Raw genomic sequence first — 21,119 nt, forward strand, 5'->3', positions numbered from 1 at the left:
CCTTTTTTGCCGATAAATCATCAAGAAAGGGCGAGGTTTGCCGAAATAGCAACTCCGCGCTTCGCGACGCTGTCGTCGCGAAAGTACGATCACGCTCGAAGAGACCTGCAAATGGCCAACAAACCGCTTTCCCGCACCAAGGCGCTGTGCATGTTGCTCGCCTGCCTATTCTTCATTCCCGTATTCGGCGTACTGACGGCGCATTTCATGGCCTCGGAGTACGAGAGCCAGTTTCACGATTCGGTAGTGTTCAATCAGCGCTTGGTCACCGAAGAAAACTATCAAGCTCGGCACCTGAGCTATGTTTCGGTTTGTGCACAGATCCGCGCTGGGGAAAACGCGGAGGGATATAAGGAAATGTGTTCCCCGGCGGACGAGGTCGCGATCGTCAAATACGCTTCGTGGGCGATTGCAGCCATCGGTGGTTTGATCTTGCTCGTGATTTACGGCGGCAGAGCGATCGCCGGCACGAATCGCGCACGGTTGAGCCGGATATTCGGCTTCGTTGTGCGTGCCGTGATGTTCCTGCTCGCGCTCTCGGTGTTCGGGCAAGCGGTGTTGTTCGTCTTTTCGGTCTACACGATCGAGACCATGACGATTCATCAGGTTCACGCGGTGCTGCTCGCCACCGTGGGATTTGCAGCGCTGCTCGTGTGCTGGACGCTGCTGCGCTCGACGTTCCAGTTCCTCAAGGAAACACCGATGCTTATCAAGGCCGTGCAACTCGATCGCGATTCTCAGCCTCGGTTGTTTCAATTCGTCGACGACATCGCACGTCGGCTCGGCGCACGATCACCGGTCAATATCATCGCCGGGCTCGAGCCCAATTTCTTCGTTACCGCAGGGCCCGTTGCGTTGTTTGGCCGTCACGGCACGGTCGCGAACGAAACGCTGTTTATTTCGCTTTGCACGATGCGCTTGTTCAGCAAGCCGGAGTTTGCCGCAGTGATCGGCCACGAACTCGGACACTTCCGTGGCGACGACGTGTCGCCGGCCATGAACCGTCATTCGACACCTCGACCAGAATCGTCGACAATCGACCGATCTGACCATCCACGATGCACCAATGTCGATCGACGTTCCGGGAACCGAAGGTTATGCCAAGCATGCCGAGGCTTTGGCTAATGAATGGCGCAAGATTTCATTCGAAGACCACCACCGACCAGTTCTGCATCTGATCCCGGACGTACCTTCACGCATCCTCGATCTAGGGGCAGGCATGGGCCGCGATGCTGCCGCATTGGCATCGATGGGGCACGCGGTGTTGGCGGTTGAGCCCGTCGACGAACTGCGGGCTGCTGCGACCAACATCTATCCCGCTTCCAGCGTTGTCTGGCTCGACGATAGCTTGCCGGATCTGTGCCTCGTCCGCGAGAGGGCGAACCGGTTCGACGTTGTCATGGTTACCGCAGCGTGGATGCACCTCGACGAAGTCCAACGTCGCCGAGGCATGGGCACCATCTCTGACCTGTTAGTCGATGGTGGCGTCGTCATTTTGTCGTTGCGCCATGGCCCGTTTCCGGAGGGGCGGCGCATGTTCGACGTCTCCGCGGCGGACACGATCCGGCTTGCCGAAGCCCATCGTCTCCAGCTTCTGCTCAACGTTCGCAGCGGCTCAGCCCAGCAAGCAAACAGGAACAAGGGCGTCACATGGACGCGCCTTGCTTTCGGGAAGTGAGAGCCGGTGTGGCGGTATCCTCTCGGCCAGCTTCTGCCGCTCGCCCGAGCTATAAAGCGCACCGTCGAACGGCTGGTCCCCTCCGAAACCACCATTCCATGTCGGATCCGCAAACGAACGACTGGCACGCCGCGCGGCCGGTCATCGCCGTGATCGTCAGGTGATTGGCAGACAACATGTGTGCCTCCGGCTGGAATACAGGTTACAGATATCCGCGCAATCGCGGTCGTTCCAGATGTCGAGCGACGAACCGTCCAGGAAAACAAGTCGATCGATGGTTCCCAAGTGCTGTATGGCGAGCAACGCGCTCCGGTTGACGAACGCACCGGGTCGATCGTCAGGAAAGACGACCTGCGTCAGGGGAGCGAAGCGCTGGGTTACCTCGGTGAAGCTCACCTCACTGGACGGCTCCGTCCCGTCAAGCCAGTAGACAAGCGCCGCCGTTGGACTGCCTGGCTTTCGCGCAATGAAGCGTACTGTTTTTTCGCCTGACAATTCATTCATGATTACCTGCCCGGTTAGTGCGTTCCTCTTTCAAAAGCAGTTCGGCGTTGCTTGCCGGGCTTGTTGATATGACGCGCTGTACGGCGCCTTTCGCAAGCCGGTGCTCGACCCAAATCCGCCCCCATCGGATCGCGTACTGCAATGCCTGTGCTGGGTCGTAAAAATAATCCAGCGCGTGGAAGCAGCGCTGCGTCGGGCAGCCTGGCCGTTCGATCACAAGATGGGCTGCATGCAACGCACTCTTCACGGGTTCTGCTCGGGCCGTCAATCGGTAGCCCTGGCATTGGGCCTGACAACTGACAGGGCCGATGATTGCGACGGAGCGTTCCCGACTGAGCGTCGGCGTCTCATTCAGATGTCTGGTTTGCTTTCTCATGGCTTCTCTATCCTTCGACGACGATCCCATCCCGCTGCAGTTAGGTCGCGCGGCTAAGGAGCGGCGCGCAGGCAGCGCAATGGATCTCGAGTTCGTTCGGCACGCGAGCGGACACCCATCACGCAAGCCGCGATGGAGCACCGTCGGTGGTCAACAGAAAGATGGTGGGCCCGGCTCTCGTTTAATTGGCTTTTGGTTTATTCGGAGAGCCGGGCAGGAGAAAGTGCTGCCTTATCCGCGCAGCTGGCGCGGTGTTGTGTGCGCCTAGAGGTATCGGTTTTCCAGTGCCCGCCAGTACGCGCCCCCATTAGTGCAGGAGTGCAGAACAAGGCGAGGCGAGAACGCGGGATGAAAAGCACGACTATGACCTCAAGTCAGTGGCCAGCGAGTAATCAAATCAAGAATGCGGCAGTCGTTCCATTAGAGCGCATCTGTAAGCATTTTGCAAGGTTACCTGGTGATATCGCCGTGCGGCATTGGGACGCAAAGGCATTTCATGCTGGGCGCCCCAATCCTGGAAACGCCGGGTGCAACGGCGGAACCGTGTGTGGCCGGCGCAGACGACGGGACCACTCTGTTAGCTGCTGTGGTGTCGGACCTACGACGCATGGGCGATACTCCCCGTGTTGTCGCGGTCGCCCGGCCCTGGGATCGGGGGACGCACGCGCCGCCTGTCCCCAAGACGGACTTTATTACTCCGGCTCATTGGTGTAAGCGCAACGGCTATCGCCACCACAATACTTGACATCTAAACTATTCCAACCTAAATTTCCTCCATCGCCAAGGAGGATGGAACATGCGCATCGTCTGTATCGGAGGGGGCCCCGCCGGCCTCTACTTCGGCCTCCTGATGAAATTGCGCAATCCGGCGCACCATGTATCGGTCATCGAGCGCAACCGCCCCTACGACACGTTCGGCTGGGGCGTAGTTTTCTCGGATCAAACGCTCGACAATCTCCGCGCAGCCGATCCGCCAAGCGCGGATATGATCCTGGATGCCTTCAACCACTGGGACGACATCGATATCCATTTCCGTGGCCGCACCCTCCGCTCATCGGGTCATGGATTCTGCGGTATCGGACGCAAACGTCTGCTCAATATCCTGCAAGCCCGTTGCGAAGCGCTCGGTGTCGAACTCGTGTTCGAAACCAGCGTGACAGACGACGACCGCTACGACGCCGACCTGATCATCGCGTCCGACGGCGCGAACAGCGCGATCCGACAGAAGTACGCCGCGACTTACCAACCGGATATCGACTTGCGCGACTGCCGCTTCGTATGGCTCGGCACGAAAAAGCGCTTCGATGCCTTTACATTTGCATTCGAGCAGACGGAATGGGGTTGGTTTCAAGCGCACGCCTATCGCTTCGACGACGACACATCCACATTCATCGTGGAAGCACCCGAGCGCGTCTGGCGTGCCGCCGGACTCGAAGAGATGAGCAAGGAGCAAGGCATTGCGTTTTGCGAGCGTCTCTTCGCGAAGTACCTCGACGGCAACCCGCTGATCTCGAATGCGGCGCACCTGCGCGGCTCCTCGCAGTGGATTCGTTTTCCACGGGTGGTCAATCGCGAGTGGGTTCATCTCAGGCCGCGTTCGGACGGCGGATCGACGCCGGTTGTTCTGATGGGCGACGCAGCCCATACGGCGCATTTTTCCATCGGCTCCGGCACCAAGCTCGCGCTTGAAGACGCAATCGAACTCGCGAACAGTATCGATGCTCATGCCGACGATCTTCCAGCCGCGCTCGATCGATACAAACGCATACGCAGTGTCGACGTGCTGCGGCTGCAAAACGCCGCTCGCAATTCGACGGAGTGGTTCGAGCATGTCGACCGATATGCCTCGTTCGAACCGGAGCAATTCGCCTATTCGCTACTGACGCGATCGCAGCGTATTTCGCATGAAAATCTGCGGGCACGCGATGCCCATTACGTGGCCAGCTTCGAAAACTGGCTCGCCGCGCGCACGGGCACCTCGCAACCGCGCACAGCACCCTCGATTCCGCCGATGTTCACACCCTACGCTGTACGCGGCGTCCGGCTGAAAAACCGCATCGTTGTTTCGCCGATGGCGCAATACTCAGCCGTCGAAGGCACGGTGGGCGACTATCACCTGACCCACCTCGGCGCCCGTGCCATGGGCGGCGCGGCACTGGTAATGACCGAAATGACGTGCGTCAGCGCCGAAGGCCGCATTACGCCCGGCTGCCCAGGCATGTATACAAGCGAACATCGTCAAGCGTGGCAGCGCATCGTCGATTTCGTACACGGCGCAAGCGATGCCAAAATCGGCATGCAGCTCGGCCACGCCGGCGCAAAAGCATCGACGCGCGTCAGTTGGGAAGGCATCGACCAGCCGCTCGACGAAGGCAACTGGCCGCTCGTTTCTGCTTCGCCGCAACAATATCTGGCGGGCATCAGCCAATGGTCACGCGAAGCCACGCTCGACGATTTGCGCGAAATCGAAAACCAGTTCGTGCGCGCAGCGAAGATGGCGGACGAAGCGGGCTTCGATTGGCTCGAACTGCACTGCGCGCACGGCTACTTTCTATCCAGCTTCATTTCTCCATTGACGAATCGGCGCACGGACGAATACGGCGGGGCGCTCGAACATCGGCTGCGCTATCCGCTCGAAGTATTCGCCGCCATTCGCCGTGTATGGCCTGAGAACAAACCGATTTCCGTACGCATCTCGGCGCACGACTGGGTGGAAGGCGGCACGACGCCGGACGACGCGGTACAGATTGCCCGCGCATTCAAAGCGGCCGGCGCCGACATGATCGACGTTTCCTCGGGGCAAGTCAGCAAGCTCGAAAAACCGGTCTACGGCCGCATGTACCAGACGCCGTTTTCCGATCGCATTCGCAACGAGGCCGGCATCGCGACGATAGCGGTTGGCGCGATCTCAGAGGCCGATCACGCGAACAGCATCATCGCAGCCGGTCGCGCGGATTTGTGCGCCGTCGCGCGGCCGCATTTGGCCAACCCGGCATGGACGCTCACCGAGGCCGCAAAAATCGGCTACCTCGACATCGGCTGGCCCAAGCAATACACGGCCGCAAAGGCCCAACTCGAACGCAACGCAGAACGCGAGCGTGCTCAAACCCCATCTTTGCCGATATCGGACACGCAATGAACAACCACTCCCTCAACGGTAAGCACGCCGTCGTGACAGGCGGAGGCAGCGGCATCGGCGCAGCAATTGCACGCTCGCTCGCGCAAGCCGGCGCGCGCCTGACGCTGACGGGCCGCGATGCAAAGAAACTTGCCGCCCAACGCGAACAGCTGGCCGCCTATGACGATGTGGGCTGCGTCACGATGGACGTGACGGAACCCGACTCGGTCGCGCAAGCCTTCGCCGCTGCGGTGCAGGCGATGGGGCCGGTCGATATCCTGATCAACAACGCCGGCCAGGCGCAGGCCTCGCCCTTCACGGCTACCGATCTGGCGCTGTGGCGCCGCATGCTCGACGTCAATCTGACCGGCGTCTTCCTGTGCACGCAGGCGGTCATGCCCGCGATGCTCCAAAGAAAATACGGCCGCATCGTCAATGTGGCCAGCACCGCGGGGCAAATCGGCTATCCCTACGTGGCCGCCTACTGCGCCGCGAAGCATGGCGTCATCGGTCTGACCCGCTCGCTGGCGCTCGAAGTCGCGGCCAAAGGCATCACCGTCAACGCGGTTTGCCCCGGCTACACCGAAACCGAGCTGCTGCATACCGCACTCGATCAAGTCGTCTCCAAAACGGGCCGAAGCATGAACGAAGCCCGCACCGCGTTGCAGCGCGCCAACCCGCAACAACGCTTCATGTCGCCGGAAGAAGTCGCGCATGCGGTGCTCTGGCTCGTGCAGCCCGAATCGTCGGCCATGACCGGGCAATCGATTTCAATCTCTGGTGGAGAAGTAATGTGAGCCGCACTGCCCGTTCCTCGGCAAAAAAAGACGCCGCGCAATCGATCGAAACGACGAAGCCAGCGCACGGCGACAATGTCGTCGATATGGAAGCCCGTACAGGCGCCGATAGCCACATGAGTCTGCGCCTATGGTTGAGATTGCTCGCAACCACCAATCTCGTGCAAGCCGAGCTGCGTCGCCGCCTGCGCGACGAATTCGAGACCACACTGCCGCGCTTCGACTTGATGGCCCAACTCGAACGCCATCCCGAAGGACTGAAGATGAGCGAAATCTCGCGGCGCCTGATGGTCACCGGCGGCAACGTGACAGGCATCACCGATCAACTCGAGAAAGAGGGTTTCGTTGCACGCGAGGCGGACCCGAACGACCGACGCGCCTTCAGCGTGCGTCTGACGCCTGCGGGCCGCATCGCTTTCGACAAGATGGCGCGCGCCCACGAACAATGGGTCGTGGAGCTGTTGGGCGGCCTGGGCCGCGACGAGAAGTCGAAGATGTATCAGCGTCTCGGCAAATTGAAAACGCATTTGGTCGAAAACGCGCAGCGTTGAATGGTCGCTTACGCGCCATCACGCACTGTGCCTGACGTCCAACGAACGATTCGAACCCGCCCATGACTCATTCACCCTCATCCGCCGCACGCCTTCGCGCAGGCAACGCCGTCGCCCTCGCCGGCTATGCAGCCCACCACTTCGGCTGGTCCGTCAGCGACGGCGTGGGCACGATCGTGCTGAACCGACCCGAGCGCAAGAATCCACTGACCTTCGATTCCTATGCCGAACTGCGCGATCTGTTCCGCCAGCTCGCCTACGCAACAGATGTCAAAACAATAGTCATCTATGGCGCCGGAGAGAACTTCTGCTCGGGCGGCGACGTGCACGAAATCATCGGTCCGCTGATCGGCTTGCCGATGCCAGAGCTGCTGATGTTCACGCGAATGACGGGGGATGTCGTGAAAGCCATGCGCCATTGTCCGCAGCCGATTGTAGCGGCCGTGGACGGCGTATGCGCCGGAGCGGGAGCGATCCTCGCGATGGCGGCCGATCTACGCTACGCCACCGCGCGCAGCAAGCTGGCGTTTCTGTTCACGCGCGTCGGTCTCGCGGGCTGCGATATGGGTGCCTGCGCGATTCTGCCGCGCATCATCGGCCAGGGACGTGCATCGGAGCTTCTGTTCACGGGCCGGGCGGCGAGCGGCGAAGAAGCTTTTACGTGGGGTTTTTATAACCGCCTCTGCGAGCCCGGCGATTTGGTTGCACAGGCAACCGAATTGGCGCGCACACTCGCGAGTGGCCCGACCTTCGCGCACGGCATGACGAAGCGGATGCTGCATCAGGAATGGAGCATGAGCGTCGACGACGCCCTCGAGGCGGAGGCCCAGGCGCAGGCAGTCTGCATGGCCACCCAGGACTTCGAGCGGGCTTACCGCGCATTTGCGGCGAAGGCACGTCCCGAATTCAAAGGAGATTGACGTGGCGATCGACGCCCCTTCGAGCATGCTGGATTGGCCGTTTTTTGAAGCGCGGCACCGCACCCTCGCGACGGATATCGATGCGTGGTGCAACGAGCACTTGCCTGCAGTGAGCTCGCTGTTGCACGAACGCGATGGCGCGGATGAAGGATGTCGCCAACTCGTGCGTATGCTCGGCGAAGCCGGGTGGCTGCGCTACGGCATCGGCGGACGAACGTACGGCGGCGATGGCGACGAGATCGATACGCGTGCGGTCTGTCTGTTACGCGAGACCCTGGCGAAACACGCGGGTCTCGCCGACTTCGCGCTGGCCATGCAAGGGCTGGGTTCGGGCGCGATCACGCTCGCCGGTACGCAAGCGCAAAAACAGCGGTATCTGCCGGCCGTTGCCAACGGCACGGCGATTGCCGCGTTCGCCTTGACGGAGCCCGAGTCCGGCTCGGATGTGGCCGCACTCACGCTGACAGCGCACGACGACGGCGATGCCTATGTTCTCGATGGCGAGAAGACATGGATTTCGAACGGCGGCATTGCCGACTTCTATATCGTCTTCGCACGCACGGGCGAGGCACCCGGTGCACGCGGCATCAGTGCATTCATCGTCGACGCCGATACGCCCGGACTCACGATCGCGGAGCGCCTCGAAGTCATTGCACCGCATCCGCTCGCCCGGCTGGAATTCGCGGGCGCACGTTTGTCCAAGCGCTGCATGCTCGGCGCGCCCGGCGAAGGGTTCAAGCTTGCCATGCGTACGCTCGACATCTTCCGCACTTCGGTCGCGGCAGCAGCGCTCGGTTTTGCCCGCCGCGCGCTGGCCGAGGCGCTGCACCGCGCAAGCACGCGGCATCTTTTCGGGCAAACGCTTTCCGACTTGCCGTTGACGCAGGCAAAGCTCGCGCAAATGGCGTTGACGATCGATAGTGCCGCACTGCTCGTCTATCGGGCCGCCTGGATGCGCGATCAAGGCAAGCGCGTGACGCGCGAAGCGGCCATGGCGAAGTGGCACGCCACGGAAGGCGCGCAGCAAGTCATCGATGCGGCCGTGCAGATCTGGGGGGCGCAGGGCGTGCAAAGCGGAACGACCGTCGAGACGCTTTATCGCGAGATCCGTGCGTTGCGCATTTACGAAGGCGCGACAGAAGTTCAGCAATTGATCGTTGGGCGCGACCTTCTGGCGCAATATGCTGCGCGCGAAGGGGCTGTGCGATGAGCATTCCGGGCGCCATCCTCTTCGAGCGGTCGGTGCGGGTTCGCTTCTCGCATTGCGACCCGGCCGGCATCGTTTTTTTTCCGCAATATCTGACGCTCACGAACGCCCTTGTCGAAGATTGGTTCAACGAGGGGCTCGGGATCGACTATGCAGCGATGATCGGAACGCGCCGCATCGGCCTGCCGATTGTCAAACTCGAATGCGAATTCGTCCGCCCGAGCCGAATGGGCGAATCGCTATCGATGCGATTGTCACTCGATGCGCTCGGACGACGCTCGATCTCCATCGGCATCGAAGCGCTTCGTCATGACGGTGTCTGCTTCCGATCGAAGCAAGTGCTCGTGACGACATCGCTGGCTTCACATCAATCGATCGATATTCCTGACGATATCCGCACCGCGCTCGAACGCGCTGCATCGTCACCTTTGAGCTTCGAGGCCCAGTCTCTATGAAACGCACTTTTCTGCCATCCGGCTGGACGAAGCCGCGCGGGTACGCCAACGCGGTTGCCGCACGCGGTACGTCCGTTTATATCGCCGGGCAAATCGGCTGGGACGCCGACGAACAATTTCATTCGACAGAGTTTGCGGCGCAGGCGCGTCAGGCGCTGCTCAATGTCGCCGCTGCACTGGAGGCCGCAGGCGGCCGGCCCGAGCATCTCGTGCGCATGACATGGTACGTCACCGACAAGCGCGAATACCTGGCTTCATTGCGGGAAGTGGGACAGGCGTTTCGCGAGGTGATCGGCGACTACGACATCGCCATGAGCGCCATGCAGGTGGCCGCACTGATCGAAGATGAAGCCAAAGTCGAAATCGAAGCCACCGCCGTCATTCCCGACTGATCCCGGAGGGATGTCATGGAACCGTCTGCCCACGTCGATACTTTCGCCCGGGACAATTTGCCCCCGCTCGAGCAATGGCCCGTATTGCGGCTCGACGATCCCGGCCTTGCCTACCCTGCCCGCCTTAACTGCGCCGCGGCATTGCTCGATGAGGCCATCGACGCGGGGCACGGCGAGCGGGTTGCGATCTGGTCGAACGTCGACGGTCAGCCCAACGCGACGACCTACAACGAGCTTCGCGCCATGGTCGATCGCTGGGCACACGTGCTCGTAGAGGACTTGGCACTCCGACCCGGCAATCGTGTGCTGCTGCGCGGACCCAATACGCTGCAAATGGCTGCGGCGTTGCTGGCCAGTCTCAAAGCCGGGCTTGTCGTCGTGCCGACGATGCCGCTTTTGCGTGCCAAAGAACTGAAGCAAATCATCGATAAGGCGCGTATCGGCGCTGCGCTGTGCGATGCTCGGCTTGCGGATGAGTTGAACCGGTGCCGCGAGCCCGGCGATGAATACTTCGCCGCGGATCTCGCACAGGTGGCGTTCTTTCATAGCGATGCGGACGATTCGCTCGACACGCGCGCCGCTGGGAAGCCTGCACATTTCGATGCTTGCGATACGGCGGCCGACGATGTCTGCCTGATCGCTTTTACAAGCGGCACGACGGGCGCACCGAAAGGCTGCATGCATTTTCATCGCGATGTGCTGGCGATGTGCGACCTTTTCCCGCGCCACGTTCTGCGGCCGAACGCCGACGACGTGTTTTGCGGCACACCTCCGCTCGCATTCACATTCGGGTTGGGCGGTCTGCTCTGCTTTCCCTTGCGTGTCGGCGCATCGACGGTGCTCATCGAAAAGCTCACCCCGGAGACGCTGCTGCAAACGATCGAGCGTTTTCGCGCGACGATCGTGTTCACGGCACCAACGTTTTATCGGCAAATGGCTCCGCATGTCGCGCGCTTCGATCTGTCGAGCCTCGCAAAGACCGTATCGGCCGGCGAAGCGTTGCCCGACGCCACGCGCGCGCTCTGGCGCGACGCCACGGGTATCGAAATGATCGACGGTCTCGGCGGCACCGAGATGATCCATATTTTTATCTCATGCGCAGCCGAGGACATTCGCCCGCACGCTATCGGCAAGGCGGTGCCGGGCTACGAAATCGCGGTCGTCGACGATGCCATGCGGCGGCTGCCACCGGGTACGGTCGGCAAACTCGCCGTGCGCGGCCCGACGGGCTGCCGCTATCTTGCGGACGAAAGGCAGAAAACGTTTGTGCGCGAAGGCTGGAACCTGCCCGGCGATGCGGTCTATATGGACGAGGACGGCTACGTGTTTTACCAGGCGCGTGCCGACGACATCATCGTATCGGCTGGCTATAACATCTCGGGGCCTGAGGTCGAAAGCGTGCTGCTCGAGCACGAAGCTGTCGCGGAGTGCGGTGTGATCGGCGTGCCCGACGACGAACGCGGGCAAATCGTCAAGGCGTTCGTCGTCGTCAATCCGGGTTATGTGGCGGACGATACGCTCGTTGCCGAGTTACAAGCCTTTGTGAAAAGCCATGTGGCGCCGTACAAGTATCCGCGCGTGATTCGATTCATCGAGGCATTGCCGCGCACAGAGACAGGCAAATTGAAGCGTTTCGCGCTGCGGACAATGTAGGTTCTGTCGGCAGCCGAGATCACAGGGAATTCATAAGCAAATATTACCAATTGCACAAGTTGAGATTCGGAAAAATATTCTTATCGAGTAATTGACGGCTCATTCTATTTTGTGGGAACAAATTTGTGTGTAGAATCGCGCGACCGTCGATATCGGCGATCCGTCAAGCATACAAATGAATACCGACCTGTCCGTTCAAGACCTCCGAAAGCTCGCTGCGGGAGGTCAGAATAATCGGTTTTTGACGCTGTCGTTTCCAGACGGCGACGCTCCCGGGGAAATTCTGCTGGCGAATCGTCTCGAAGGGGAAGAATTCCTGTCGCGCGATTTCCGATTCATTGTCGAAATTCTGTCCGACAATGCGAAGCTCGACCCGAAAGATTTCGTTGGAAAGTTGGTGTCCGCGCGATTGCTGCGCAACGATGGCAACTTTCGGTATTTCACCGGCTATATATTTTCGTTTCGCTTGACGAAGGCGGATGGCGGGATTGCGTTTTACGAAGCCGAGATCGGCCCCTGGTTACGCTATCTGACGCTGCGCAAGAATAACCGGCTGTTCAAGGACTTGACGATAGCCGGTCAAACCGATGCCATCTTTCAAAATTACGGCTACCTGCCCGTCTGGGAGTGGAGAGTCCGCGAGGACGACCCGAGGATGAAGATGGCGTGCCAGTTCGACGAGCACGACCACAATTACGTCCATCGTCGCTGGGAGCACCTGGGCCTCACCTACTGGTACGAACATACGGCCAAGGGTCATAAGCTGATCCTGTCCGATCCGCTTCGCGACGACCAGTCGATCGATGGCAGCACCCCGGAAATTCGCTATCAGAGCGAGGCCGGGTCGCAGGAAGCGGATGGTATTGCATCGTGGTCGCCCGTTCAGACGGTCACGTCGACGCACATGGCGCTATCGCGGGCCGACTTCAAGGATCCTGGGCGCACGGCAAATACCGGCGGCCTGGCCGATGCGCAGGTCGACGGATGGGACGGCCGCATTCCGAAGCTGGAATGGTACGAGTACGCCGGTGCGTACGGCTATCGCAACGCCGACGATGGCCAGCGGTTGGCGCAGCGACGCGTCAACGCAATCGAGGCGAACGCGCGGCACTATGAAGCGCGCGGCAATTGCCGCTCCGTGATGCCTGGCCGCTGGTTCCGGTTGACCGATCACTTCGGCGGCATGATCGGCCGCACGAGCCGCGACGACGAATACCTGATCGTTTCCGCGCGTCACGTTGCGACGAACAACTACCTTCAGGGCGTTGACGCGCCGGCTGCGTACGAGAACGCCTTTACGTGTGTCCGTCGGGACCTGCGGTGGCGGCCAGCGCCCGGTTACAACAGCGTCGATACACGCATACTGGCGCCGCAGACCGCCACCGTCGTCGCGCCGCAACCCGTCGTCGACTCGAAAGGCGACAGTATCTTCACGGACGAGCACGGGCGGTGTCTCGTGCAGTTCCATTGGGACAGAGAAGGCAAGTACACGACCTGGGTGCGCGTGTCGAGCGGCTGGGCCGGCGGAAGCCAGGGCATGACAGCGCTGCCGCGAATTGGCGCGGAAGTGGTCGTTCAATGGCTCGACGGTAATCCGGACCATCCGATCGTCACGGGGCGGGTCGGCAATACGACGAATCAGCCGGCGTGGCAGTTGCCGCATCAGCGCGCATTGACGGGCATTCGCAGCCGCGAGTTGGTGGGCGATGCCGGCAACCGGGCGGCGGGCAACAGCAATCATTTGATTTTCGACGATACGGCGGGCGCCATTCAGACGCAATTGCGCAGCGACCATAAGGCCAGCCAATTGTCGCTGGGCAGCGTCACGCGTATCGAGGATTGGCAGGGACGGCAGGATGCGCGTGGCGAGGGCTTCGAGTTGCGCACCGACGGAGTCGGGGCGGTCCGCACGGCTCAGGGGATGGTGGTCAGCACCGAGGGCCGGCCGAAGGGTCAAGCGCATATCGCCGATGTGAGTGAGCCCGTATCGCGTCTGTCCAAGGCGCAAACACTGCACGACCAACTTGGCAAGCTCGCTCAGAAGCATGATGCACAGGACAGCGGCGCCGATCAGAGCGTGGTCGCCGATGAACTGAAATCGCAGGCCGACGGCATCAAGGGCTCAGGCGGTGGCGCTAGCGGCGATGGATCGTTCCCGGAGCTGAACGAACCGCACTTGTTGCTGGCGGGCGCGGCCGGTCTCGAGATGACTACTCCTGCAACCGTTCATATGGCGGGCGGCCAGCATGTGGCTGTCACTGCAGGCCAGAACGTCTCGATCGCGGCGGGCAAATCGCTTTATACGAGCGTCTCGGAAAAGTTCTCGTTGTTCGTGCACCGCATGGGTATGAAGCTCGTCGCGGCGAGCGGTAAGGTTCAAGTGCATGCGCAAAACGACGACCTCGAACTGCTCGCGAAAAAGGTCGTTGCGATCATCAGTACAACGGACTGGATAAATATCACTGCGAAGCAGGGTATCCGGTTGACGGCGGGCAACAGTCAGTTCGAGGTCAGCGCGAAAGGCATCGTCGGTTATACGCCCGGCGAGAACAAGGTTCATGCGGGCAGTCACGATACGGTCGGACCGGAGAGCGTGCCTGCGCAGTTCCCCGGCAACGATTTGTGCGAGCAGGTCGCTGGCGCTGCGTCGCAGGCCGGTCAGGCGTCGGTCGCGCTGACCTGACGAGGCCATCATGACGATCTCTCAGATGCAGGCCGCCCCAGCGTCTTCGGGGCCATTGATGCACGGCTTTTTGCTCGTCGAACCGACTATGCTCGTCCACGTGCCTGAACTGGCCGCACTGGACATGCGCCCGTGTGTACACCGCACACTTGCTCATCGGGAAGAGCTGATGCCGCAATTGATCGACGTTGCCGCGTTGGACGATGAAGCACGTGTGCTGGCGACTGAGTCCTGGATGGCGGAAACGCATGTCGAACGTCCGCCAGTGGTGTGCGCATGGTTAGATTGCGATGCCGGGGTCGATGCCGTTAGCGAACATATCGCACAGTATTTGGTAGGCCCGGGAGCTGGCGGCAAGTCGGTGTTCTGGCGGTATTACGATCCGCGTGTATTGGCATTGACGTTGGCGATCCTCGATCCGGAGCAGCGCGAGGCGTTGCTCGGCCCGGTCAAGGTATGGCAGTTCGCATGGGCAGGACACCGCTGGAGCGTTACTGGTACTGCCGACGGGTCCAAGGACGCCGATCGATCGTCGGGCTGGCCACGCGCGGAGCAATGGACGCGCATCAATCGTAGCGAAACCGCGGATCGTGTGATGCGTCGTCTCCCCGTCATGTCCGTCGAGCAAACTGCTCGGTTGCCGGCGGCCCTCGATCAGTTGTTTTCCGATGTGGCGCTGAACAGCGACGCGGAAGACGTGGATGTGCTTGCGGGGTTCATGTCGGAGCGTGTACGCAATGACTTTGCGCTCGATGCCGAAATTCAGGGATCAAAATCATGACAACTAAAGGATGCCCGTTGTGCGATCGGCAGTCGCTGCTGATCTATCCGGTTCGCTATGCCCTCGCGTGCCCGCGCGGTGCGGCGAAAGCGCCGGCCCTGTCCGGCAACTTCAAGATCGATGGTCGCGCTCCGCCGTCAGTTGGTACCGCCAAGTACACGCTGCGTGCGCTGCGGCAGGGGTACCTGTACACCTACGATGAGAAGCGTAAGCGGCTTAGCGCGTATATGGTTCTCGACGATGGCTCGTTGTGGTATTTCCCGCCGGATACGACGCCGCCGCCGGGCGCGAAGGACGCGCTCACCCAAAGCTGTGTCTACAACGGCGAAACGGACTTCGAATCGCTTGGGCGATGTATCAGTGTCCAGCACACGCCTGGCAGCGATGAAGCGACGAACCTTTGGATTGGTTGGTCGAATGTCCGATGGACCAAGGATCTCGTTCACAACAAGGTCGTTGATGAGGCTTGGCGCAAGCAGCATATGCAGTGCATCAACGTCCCGGCGATGCTCGCGGGTGGCGCCATCGATACAGGGGAATTTCAAGCCAGTCAAAGCAAGGTGGCGCATTTCGCGATGGACGATCACGCGATGAAGGACGCGTTCGGCTTTAGCAATCGCGCGCCCAAGGACGAAATCCGCCTGCGCCAACGCAACGTCGCAAAACGCATCAGCGACGCGATGGCGAAGTCACCGCTCAAGAAGGGCTTCATCGTCGCGGTCAACGATCCCGTCGGTATCGCGAACGATCTCGCGGAATTGACAGTCCCAAATCTGAATAACGGTTTCGACGAGCAGATCTACTGGAAGTACGTCTCAGCTCAACTTTTGGAGCGGGCCGAAGCCGGTATTCGCGCCAACGCCAAGGCATCGACTGGACTGTCGTACCGAATGTCTCAGACGGCCCAACAAGTCAACGACCTCAATTCGCGAATCGGCAATTACAACGCCCCGCCCATGGCCGATTTGACCGGGCTTTATCGTCTGATCAAGGGGGTCTTCAAGACGGGTAGCTTCGAACAGGCCGCGAAGGAAGAAGATGCGCGGATGGCCAACGTTCCAGCGACGGTAGAGGCGTCGGCCAATGAGGCTTGGGAAGAAGCGTCGACCAAGGTCGGGCCGGATGGCAAGCGAACCAGCGTGTTGGACGAGGAAGCACTGAAACGCTTCCCGCAGGAGTATCAGCAAGCGCTCGAAGCGTTCAAGCCGAAATGGCAGCCGCTAGTGCAAGCGCATGCCGATTGGCTCAATTCAAAGCTGCTCGCAGAATGGATGGCGGGTAATCACGACCCGCAGGATCTTCGCAGCGGCTATGCGTACAGTGAGTCATGTGCACAGGCAATTGGGTCGGCCGCCGGTACGGAACCATGCAAGAAGGTGATCGATGAGTGGCTGAACGGTCAGGCCGCGAATGTCCGCAATGTCTACGTACGTGCCCTGCTGTTTAATCAGGACGCAATGATAAAAGCAGCGGATGCACAGGTACACGGTTCCGATATCCAGTACGAGAACTTCCTGAACTTATACAAGGAAGCGTTCAAAAAGATCGAGAGTCTAGGTAACGCGGCCAGCTTGCGGGACCGGCTTATCGTGACTACCGCCAATCATATTGTCGGCGTACTCACAAGTACGGCACGCGGCGCGGCGATCGGATTTGTGACCATTCGTCTGGCGATGCAGTCCGGCGTTCGCCTCAAGCCATCGCAGGTCAGCAAGCTTGCAATTCGAGACTGGGTCCTGCGGGAAGCCCGGGCAGCGGGCGTCCAACTGGACGGCGACCGTACCGACCAGCGCGCATCGGCGACTCAAGTCGGTAAGCAGGTCATAAAAGCCGCGCCACCGCGCGATCCGAATATCGTTGCCTATGAGATGGATGTGGATGCCCTGGTCAAGGACGGAAAGTTGGACGCCGATGCGATCAAGGCCATCAGAGTACCTGGTGTGGACGCCGCAAAGAAGTGGCTCAATTCGTCCCGAGAGTTCAATCTCGGTGTCGTGACGGTGATTTTTCAGATGGCAACACTGACGTTCGCAGCTAAGGATTGGGCTGGCAGTGACCAGTTCAATCAAGGGGAAACCGGGCTCAAGGCGGTTGGCGCTGTCGTTTCGATCGTCGGCACCGTCATAGAGACGGCATCGGAGACCGTCGCCAAGGCACCGGCTCATCCGTTGTCGGCATTCATCATGAAGCAGTGGGCTGGGGCTAGCGAGTGGGCGGAGGTAGGTGCAAAAATCGGTCGCGGATTAGGTGCGATTGCTGGCATCGTTTTGGCTGGATATGACCTTTTCAAGAACGTACCGGAAGCATTTCGCAACAAAGAATATGGCTTAACCGCGCTCTATGCTCTAAGCAGCGTTCTCGGTGCATACGTGGCCGTCGCTGCCTTCTTCAGTCTACCTATGTTCTGGCCTGCCTTGATACTTTCCATTCTGGTTGGTGTCGCAATTGCAATTTTCAAAGCGTCGGCGCTTAAAGACTGGGTGTCAAGGTGCAAGTTCAGCAAGGAGGAACACTACGATTCTCTCGAGGCGGAACTCACGGCATTTAGCTCGGCGGCAGGAGGCTAGCGTATGGACGAACGCGTCATGAAAAAATGCATCGGCCAACCAGTCCCGGAGTGGGATCTGGCGCATCGATTGTCAATCAACCGATCGGCCGGTCCTACCATTCAGGATTTTGGCTCGACGTTCAGTGTCACATCGACCTACATGGATGTGATAGAGCCATCCTTTCTTGAAAAGCAATGGTTCGTCACGGGTACGGTGCTGGCTTTCTTGTGTATAGGAATCGGCCCATATATTTATTTTCTTACACACGCCGATCCGGCTCCTGCATTTTGGATGTTCATATTCAATTGTATCGCTATCCTTCCGGTAGTCCTTTTTGGCACGATTGTTTGGAAGCTCGGACGCGGCCTGTTCTTCGGCTTACTCCACCGCCCAATCCGCTTTCATCGTGAAGCCCGCAAACTATATGCGATCCGCGCGCGACGCTTCTTCGCCAAACCCGGCGAGGGTGACGTGGTCTGGGAGGCACCTTGGACGGAAGACTCGATTTTCTGCCTCCACCGTGAGGTGACATCCTTCGGCACGATCTTCCACATTCGGCACTATACGGTCGACGATCACGGCAATGTCACGCGTGTGTTCTCCATCGGCCGAGAATGGACTGGTAGGCTACAAGTCGAAATGGCGCTTGCACAATGGAACTACTGGCGCCTGTACATGAATGACGGCCCGAACGGTTTGCCTAAACCGATGCTGTTTCACACGCAGCACGAGACGCTGCGCGAGTCGTTCCTTTTTTCGATGTACAGCTTCGGAATGCGAGCTCCCGTCGTCGTTCGACTGTTTATGATGCCGCTTATCCTCGTCTTCACCGTCATGCGGACGTTGGCCAACAAGACTTGCCGCGCTCCTGTCTGGCCCGACGCCATCAAACGAATTTCGGCTGTTGCGTCCGACGATCCGTACGCCGAGCCGCGCCCCGGTACTCCAGTTGGCTGGGGCGACACCGTCTTGGCTCAACAGCGCGGTGAGTATCCAAACGATCCCAAAGCACGGGTTAACGGCTGGTCAGGGGAGGCTGATGGCCGCGAGTACGCGCTGGCTTGGCTTGAGAATCCTCATTCCAAGATGGCGCACTCGGCAGTACAAGGCTAATGACACCGAACAGAAAGATGAAAAGGCAAATCGTCACATCCCTGTATGTAGGACTCGCTTTGCTCGGTAGCTACCCACCAAGTGCATCGGCGAAATATGGCACTGCAGAAACGGCTGTCAAATCCGCTCTAGCCAGCGCTCGAGATATTAGATTTGACGATGAATACGAAATGACTCATGACTTGCATGGAACGGACCCAGTCCGGAACTTGAAGCGAACTTTCATTTGCGGACATGTCGCATACAAAAATGCGGACGGTAAAGGTGTCCGGGCGCGCTTTATCTACGTGACAGATTCGAATGATCCGCTACTCGCCGAATATGGCCCGCTTGCATTGGAGAAGCCCGAGCTGGATTACGGGATTCTTGATGAAAGCAATGGAGGGAGGTATGCGACCGCATTCGAATTTTCCGGCTGGAATAAGACTTGCGCCAATGCGCAACATCCCAAGACGTTTAGCGGGGTTGCTCCAAAGAGCGACAATTGAGCCGCACGGAGGAGTCCACGCAGCGGTTCTTGGCCCAGCGCGTCGATGCGACACCGAACTACGGTCCAAGGATGAACGTCCGGCAACCCGCCGGGGCTTGAATAGGGTGACTGCCACGATGACAAACACAGTTGACGGGGAAACGGGCAGCGTGCATGAGTTGCCTCTGACAGAGGAGACCGCTCGTGACTTAGCTGATCCGACCGCTACCGCCGCCAGTGCGGAAGGCATTCCCCATAATCTCGTCTGTCTCAATACATTGTGGACGCTTGCTCTCATTGATCAACCACTTTTGGAGCAGGCAAAGGACCAACTAGGCGATCGTCCGGATTTCGCGAAAGAAGGACAGCAGCCGGCCATAGGCGGCCCCGCGGCTGCGCTGGAATGGATGATTGAAAGCAATCTGCTGACAAGGGCTCAATTTGAGGCACTCGCGGAGCGCTACATCCGGGAAGGCGTCGAGAGAGAGAAGAATCAAAAGGAAGATTTGCAACGAATATTGATCGTCGAGACTGTCGATTCTGGCTTCTGCGATGGCGTCTTTCGGAAGGAAATGAGCTTAAAAAAAGCAAGAATCTATAGTCCGTACATCTCCGGCGTCATCCTGTTTATCGCGTTCTTTTATCTGCTTCCTATGCTCGTTAGATTCTTGAGGCATGTTTTTGGTTGACTGTAAGGGGGGAACACTATGACTCGTTCGCAGCAGACTCAACTCACCTGTTCCGGAGTAGGAAGCTGACACATGGACGAACGAGTCATGACCAAATGTATTGGCAAGCCGGTGCCGGAGTGGGACATGGCCCATCGCTTATCGATCAATCGGCCAGCAGGCCCAGATATTCAAGATTTTGGTTCGACGTTCTGCATCAATTCTGTCTTTATGGACGCAATCGAGCCGTCCTTTCTAGAAAAGCAATGGTTCATCACAGGTGTGTTCGTTGCGTTTCTGGCGGCCTTAAATGGCCCATATATGTACAGCTACACTCACAAAGGTGATTCCTCATCGTTTTATCTGTTTGTGGCCGATGTGATGGCTCTATGCTTCGTAGTGTTGTTTGGCGGAATGGCTTGGAGACTGGGGCGAGGTCTGTTCTTCGGCTTGTGCTACCGTCCGATTCGCTTTCATCGTGAAGCCCGTAAGCTATATGCGATCCGCGCGCGACGCTTCTTCGTCAAGCCCGGTGAGGGTGACGTGGCGTGGGAGGCACCTTGGGCGCAAGATTCAATCTTCTGTCTCCACCGCGAGATCACATCCTTCGGCACGATCTTCCACATTCGCCACTATACGGTCGACGACCTCGGCAACGTCACCCGTGTGTTCTCAATCGGCCGTGAATGGACCGGCAGACTGCAAGTCGCAATGGCGCTCGCACAGTGGAACTACTGGTGCGTCTATATGAATGACGGCCCAAACGGTCTGCCCAAGCCGATGCTGTTTCACACGCAACGCGAGACGTTGCGCGAGTCGTTCCTGTTTTCGATGTACAGCTTCGGCATGCGCGCACCCGTCGCCGCCCGATTGCTCATGATGCCGCTGATCCTGGTGTTCACGGTCATGCGGACACTGGCCAACGCGACCTGCCGCGATCCGGTCTGGCCCGACGCGATCGAACGAATTTCAGCCATCGCTTCCGGCGATCCCTATGCCGAACCCCGCCCCGGTACGCCAGTTGGTTGGGGCGACACAGTCTTGGCTCAACAACGCGGCGAGTACCCGAACGATCCGAAAGCCAGGGTTAACGGCTGGTCGGGCGAAGCTGATGGCCGCGAGTACGCGCTGGCATGGCTTGAGAATCCGCACTCCAACCCGGCGCACTCCGCAGCGCGTATCTAGCGCTCATTGACGACGATGGC

The 21,119-nt window shown here is 59.5% G+C and carries 19 protein-coding genes; 17 read left to right on the forward strand and 2 right to left on the reverse strand.

All coding sequences use genetic code 11. The features are described from left to right. The first annotated feature begins 111 nt into the window (after positions 1-111). Both ACO1XS_RS14630 and ACO1XS_RS14635 read left to right on the forward strand, forming a co-directional pair. Positions 112-1,125, forward strand: coding sequence for a M48 family metallopeptidase (locus ACO1XS_RS14630; RefSeq protein ID WP_486391019.1), 1,014 nt, complete (start codon positions 112-114; stop codon positions 1,123-1,125). Further along, positions 1,067-1,678, forward strand: coding sequence for a class I SAM-dependent methyltransferase (locus tag ACO1XS_RS14635; protein ID WP_486391020.1), 612 nt, complete (start codon positions 1,067-1,069; stop codon positions 1,676-1,678). The genes ACO1XS_RS14630 and ACO1XS_RS14635 overlap by 59 nt, the downstream gene beginning before the upstream one ends. Before the next feature lie 156 nt (positions 1,679-1,834). On the opposite strand, the gene ACO1XS_RS14640 is transcribed toward ACO1XS_RS14635, so the two are convergent. Then, entirely contained in the window at positions 1,835-2,182 is a 348-nt protein-coding gene (locus tag ACO1XS_RS14640) for a hypothetical protein (RefSeq protein WP_486391021.1), read from the reverse strand. Next, entirely contained in the window at positions 2,175-2,558 is a 384-nt protein-coding gene (locus ACO1XS_RS14645) for a hypothetical protein (protein WP_486391022.1), read from the reverse strand. Before ACO1XS_RS14645 ends, ACO1XS_RS14640 begins: the two co-directional genes overlap by 8 nt. A gap of 796 nt (positions 2,559-3,354) precedes the next feature. On the opposite strand from ACO1XS_RS14645, the gene ACO1XS_RS14650 reads away from it, so the two are divergent. The 15 genes from ACO1XS_RS14650 (at position 3,355) to ACO1XS_RS14720 (ending at position 21,099) form a co-directional block, all read left to right on the forward strand. After that, a complete protein-coding gene (locus tag ACO1XS_RS14650; protein ID WP_486391023.1) occupies positions 3,355-5,697 on the forward strand; it encodes a bifunctional salicylyl-CoA 5-hydroxylase/oxidoreductase in 2,343 nt (780 codons plus the stop codon). Next, positions 5,694-6,473: an SDR family NAD(P)-dependent oxidoreductase gene (locus ACO1XS_RS14655; protein ID WP_486391024.1), complete on the forward strand. Its 780-nt coding sequence runs from the start codon at positions 5,694-5,696 to the stop codon at positions 6,471-6,473. Before ACO1XS_RS14650 ends, ACO1XS_RS14655 begins: the two co-directional genes overlap by 4 nt. Beyond that, complete coding sequence (locus tag ACO1XS_RS14660; RefSeq protein ID WP_486391025.1) at positions 6,470-7,024, forward strand: MarR family winged helix-turn-helix transcriptional regulator; 555 nt, start codon at positions 6,470-6,472, stop codon at positions 7,022-7,024. Before ACO1XS_RS14655 ends, ACO1XS_RS14660 begins: the two co-directional genes overlap by 4 nt. Before the next feature lie 62 nt (positions 7,025-7,086). Then, positions 7,087-7,944, forward strand: coding sequence for an enoyl-CoA hydratase family protein (locus tag ACO1XS_RS14665; RefSeq protein WP_486391026.1), 858 nt, complete (start codon positions 7,087-7,089; stop codon positions 7,942-7,944). A 25-nt stretch (positions 7,945-7,969) separates the two neighbouring features. After that, positions 7,970-9,154, forward strand: coding sequence for an acyl-CoA dehydrogenase family protein (locus ACO1XS_RS14670; protein ID WP_331569176.1), 1,185 nt, complete (start codon positions 7,970-7,972; stop codon positions 9,152-9,154). Beyond that, entirely contained in the window at positions 9,151-9,606 is a 456-nt protein-coding gene (locus ACO1XS_RS14675) for an acyl-CoA thioesterase (RefSeq protein ID WP_486391027.1), read from the forward strand. The genes ACO1XS_RS14670 and ACO1XS_RS14675 overlap by 4 nt, the downstream gene beginning before the upstream one ends. After that, complete coding sequence (locus ACO1XS_RS14680) at positions 9,603-9,998, forward strand: RidA family protein (RefSeq protein WP_331569158.1); 396 nt, start codon at positions 9,603-9,605, stop codon at positions 9,996-9,998. Before ACO1XS_RS14675 ends, ACO1XS_RS14680 begins: the two co-directional genes overlap by 4 nt. Before the next feature lie 15 nt (positions 9,999-10,013). Next, on the forward strand, positions 10,014-11,651 hold the full coding sequence (locus tag ACO1XS_RS14685; RefSeq protein ID WP_486391028.1) for an AMP-binding protein: 1,638 nt from the start codon (positions 10,014-10,016) through the stop codon (positions 11,649-11,651). 175 nt (positions 11,652-11,826) lie between these two features. Then, the gene (locus ACO1XS_RS14690; RefSeq protein WP_486391029.1) at positions 11,827-14,334 is read left to right on the forward strand and encodes a type VI secretion system Vgr family protein; all 2,508 of its coding nucleotides are present in this window, start codon (positions 11,827-11,829) and stop codon (positions 14,332-14,334) included. 10 nt (positions 14,335-14,344) lie between these two features. Further along, positions 14,345-15,115 (forward strand): DUF4123 domain-containing protein, encoded by a 771-nt coding sequence (locus ACO1XS_RS14695; protein ID WP_486391030.1) that lies wholly within the window; start codon positions 14,345-14,347, stop codon positions 15,113-15,115. After that, positions 15,112-17,682 (forward strand): T6SS effector BTH_I2691 family protein, encoded by a 2,571-nt coding sequence (locus ACO1XS_RS14700; RefSeq protein WP_486391031.1) that lies wholly within the window; start codon positions 15,112-15,114, stop codon positions 17,680-17,682. The genes ACO1XS_RS14695 and ACO1XS_RS14700 overlap by 4 nt, the downstream gene beginning before the upstream one ends. 3 nt (positions 17,683-17,685) lie before the next feature. Then, positions 17,686-18,777 (forward strand): DUF6708 domain-containing protein, encoded by a 1,092-nt coding sequence (locus ACO1XS_RS14705; protein WP_331569148.1) that lies wholly within the window; start codon positions 17,686-17,688, stop codon positions 18,775-18,777. A 17-nt stretch (positions 18,778-18,794) separates the two neighbouring features. Continuing rightward, positions 18,795-19,265, forward strand: a complete 471-nt coding sequence (locus ACO1XS_RS14710; RefSeq protein ID WP_486391032.1) for a hypothetical protein — start codon at positions 18,795-18,797, stop codon at positions 19,263-19,265. Positions 19,266-19,383: 118 nt separating this feature from the next. Then, positions 19,384-19,935, forward strand: a complete 552-nt coding sequence (locus ACO1XS_RS14715; RefSeq protein WP_486391033.1) for a hypothetical protein — start codon at positions 19,384-19,386, stop codon at positions 19,933-19,935. Between the two features lie 72 nt (positions 19,936-20,007). Beyond that, positions 20,008-21,099: a DUF6708 domain-containing protein gene (locus ACO1XS_RS14720; protein ID WP_486391034.1), complete on the forward strand. Its 1,092-nt coding sequence runs from the start codon at positions 20,008-20,010 to the stop codon at positions 21,097-21,099. Positions 21,100-21,119: the final 20 nt, after the last annotated feature.

The sequence above is a fragment of the Trinickia sp. genome (assembly GCF_057351765.1).